The sequence below is a fragment of the Clostridium lacusfryxellense genome, from assembly GCF_018861735.1.
In the GTDB taxonomy this organism is placed as follows: domain Bacteria; phylum Bacillota; class Clostridia; order Clostridiales; family Clostridiaceae; genus Clostridium_AD; species Clostridium_AD lacusfryxellense.
In genome coordinates this window covers 1-2,838 of the sequence record NZ_JAHLEB010000117.1, presented here as the reverse complement: position 1 = coordinate 2,838, position 2,838 = coordinate 1, and the positions used below count along the sequence as shown (strand labels likewise).

The 2,838-nt window shown below is 32.3% G+C and carries 3 protein-coding genes; 1 reads left to right on the top strand and 2 read right to left on the bottom strand.

The window, feature by feature from the left end; all coding sequences use genetic code 11:
- The coding region (locus tag KPL55_RS25370) for a Tn3 family transposase (RefSeq protein ID WP_216309539.1) at nt 1–901 on the top strand (901 nt) is incomplete at its 5' end.
- Nucleotides 902–1,095: 194 nt separating this feature from the next.
- Here KPL55_RS25370 and KPL55_RS25365 read toward each other — a convergent pair.
- Both KPL55_RS25365 and KPL55_RS26895 read right to left on the bottom strand, forming a co-directional pair.
- Nucleotides 1,096–2,343 (bottom strand): hypothetical protein, encoded by a 1,248-nt coding sequence (locus KPL55_RS25365; protein ID WP_216309538.1) that lies wholly within the window; start codon nt 2,341–2,343, stop codon nt 1,096–1,098.
- Between the two features lie 187 nt (nt 2,344–2,530).
- Nucleotides 2,531–2,704: a tyrosine-type recombinase/integrase gene (locus KPL55_RS26895; protein WP_376770510.1), complete on the bottom strand. Its 174-nt coding sequence runs from the start codon at nt 2,702–2,704 to the stop codon at nt 2,531–2,533.
- Nucleotides 2,705–2,838: the final 134 nt, after the last annotated feature.

Below are 2,838 nucleotides of genomic sequence, written 5' to 3'. Positions count from 1 at the left end.
AGTACATGTAACGGGATTTTCTGTCCAGTTACTACACAACCCCCGGTATGGCGGAATAGGGTATTACCATGTATCCGATTTATACATAGCTTTATTTAGTAGTTTTATTCCTTGTGGAGTTTGGGAAGGCGTTTATATATTAGATGAAAATATTAAAAATGAGTCCGACATACAGCCTGATACATATCACGCTGATACACAAGGTCAAAACACAACAATATTTGGACTTTCATCCTTGCTTGGAATAAAATTAATGCCAAGAATAAGGAATTGGAAAGATCTAACCTTTTTTAAAGCTGATAAGACTTGCACCTATGAGCATATAGAAAGCATTTTTTCAGATGAAATTGATTGGAAGCTTATAGAAACATATTTGCCTGATATGTTAAGAGTAGCTCTTTCAATAAAAATGGGTAAAATAACCCCTTCAACAATTTTAAAAAGATTATCTAATTATAGCAAGAAGAATAAGCTGTATCAAGCTTTTAAGGAACTTGGAAGAGTTGAAAGAACATGCTTTTTATTACAATACATATCTGATATAAATATTAGAAGAACAATACAAGAGTCAACTAATAAAAGTGAAGCATTTAATGGATTTATTAAGTGGTTGTTTTTTGGTGGTGAGGGTGTTATCGGTGAGAATGACAGATCAGAACAAAGAAAAGTAATTAAATATAATCATTTAGTTGCTAATTGTGTTATATTTTACAACGTATATAATATATCTATGGCTATTGAAAAACTTATAAAAGAAGGGCATAAAATAGATAGTACCATGTTATCACTTCTGTCTCCATATATAAATCAACATATTAATAGATTTGGTAGGTATAGTTTAGATAAAGAAAGAGCTGCACCCGAATTGAATTTTAATATTGATTTACTAAAAGAGGCTTAATAACTATAGATTTATAGGGGCCATTTTACAATATTTTCAATGTGGCCCTATTTTACATGAATGGTTGCCGTACCCCACAAAGGGAGAAACTTCATATATTCTATGAGTTTTCCCTTCACTTTAACCTTCATCATAAATTTGAAGCAACTATTGTAGCCTCTCAAAATTTAGTGATAATTTTTTCATTTATATGCTTATTTGCGTTGTTCATAGTATTTCATAATTTTTGCCCAAATTCTTTGTGTTTCCATAAACTCATGGTAATGTTTTTCCACATTTTTATCATATTTATCTAATTCATCTAGAACCTTACTAAAGTCAGGTCTCTCAAAATATTCACAGATTTTAGGTAGTGTTTTCTCAAGCTGCCTTCGCATTTCCTTAATCTTTTCCTCATAGTCAGATCGTTGCGTTATGTATAAAAGTAATGGCTTATAACGAATCCAACCTATGCAAGCCTTATAAAAACGTGTAGTAATCTCCTCTGTATCGGCTTTAATAAACTTAAGGTGAATCGGCAGAACTCCTTCTAGCAGGTAATTATAAGTAGAAAAACCATCATGAAATGTGTAACAGGGTACCCTCATAACCTTTCTATCACTTAGACAAGTAGCTAAAAAAGTATCCTCTCCTCTTGCTCCCGGCGGATTGTAAAAAGGAAAAATACGACTTGGCTTCTTAAGATTAATACAAAGATTAGCTCCTGAGATAAATTTGGAATGGTTTGTTTCTTCTACCTCTATTGCCTCATCGGTTGTTAAAACTTTTATATCAGCATAGGTTACCCCACCATTTTTCATAACCTTTTTCAAGTTATCCCAATTAACTATATCATTGCTAATAGCCTCTATAAATGATTGAAAATCGCCTTCCGTCATTTTATCATTAAACTCCATGTAAGGTATAGGTGATATGTATCCACAGTGGTGTCCGTGAGTAATATCTGCTCCCGCAATAGATCTAAGATGACTTGTTAGAATCTCTTGACCTCCCCAAATTGCAGTACCCCTTGTATTTGTTACAGCCATTGGGTATTCGTCATCGTCTAGAAATACCAAATAATCCATATTGTTTTTTATAGCATAATATAGCACAGTATTTCGCTTAGCTGCATAGCCCTTACCAAATATCAGACGAGCTTCGTTAATATCTATTACATTTTCTCCAATTAAATAGTCAATCTCTTCTCTTATGTTACTATTTCCAATAAATTCGCTACTATCAATCTGTTTAAGTAATTCTGGGTTTACATTGGTGAAATCTGTTATTTTTGTTTTATTATAATTAGTATCATATGCCACAAAAAGATTTAGGCTAACCCCTTCATTTTCTACCAACCCGGATTCGTACCAGGTATGTATATAGGTTCTCAGTACCTTTTTAAAACTCTTTCTTCCAGTGGCAAAACCAATTCCAACTTTTATAATTTTCTCTTTTTGCATTTGCTCACTCCTTTCTTATGAAAAACCTTTTATTATACAGCTATGATATATAGTATATCATAAGAAATACTTAAACTCACAAATAACTACTCTTACTAATTCAGTTGCATACTACTAGGGGTATGGAAACGATTCGTGCAAAAAACCATGTTAGGAGTAAAAAAATGTAAAATTTAATATATAGTTACTAAATATTAAGGTTATCTAAGGCATCAGATAAATCTTCAAATGTTGGCTTAACATATATTTGCGTCGTATTCAGATTAAAATGGCCTAGCAACTTCGATACTATAACTATATCAACTTTTTTATATCTAAGTAGTCTTGTTGCGAAATAATGCCTAAAAGCATGAGGATGTATCGTAGTTTTCCTTTAATTTACCTGATGAACTATTGCATGGAAAATTACGACCCCTGCAAGCAATGGATAGTAAACTATTTGGTAAAATATAGGTGTAGTAACGGGAATTTCTGTCCCGTTACTACACAACCCCC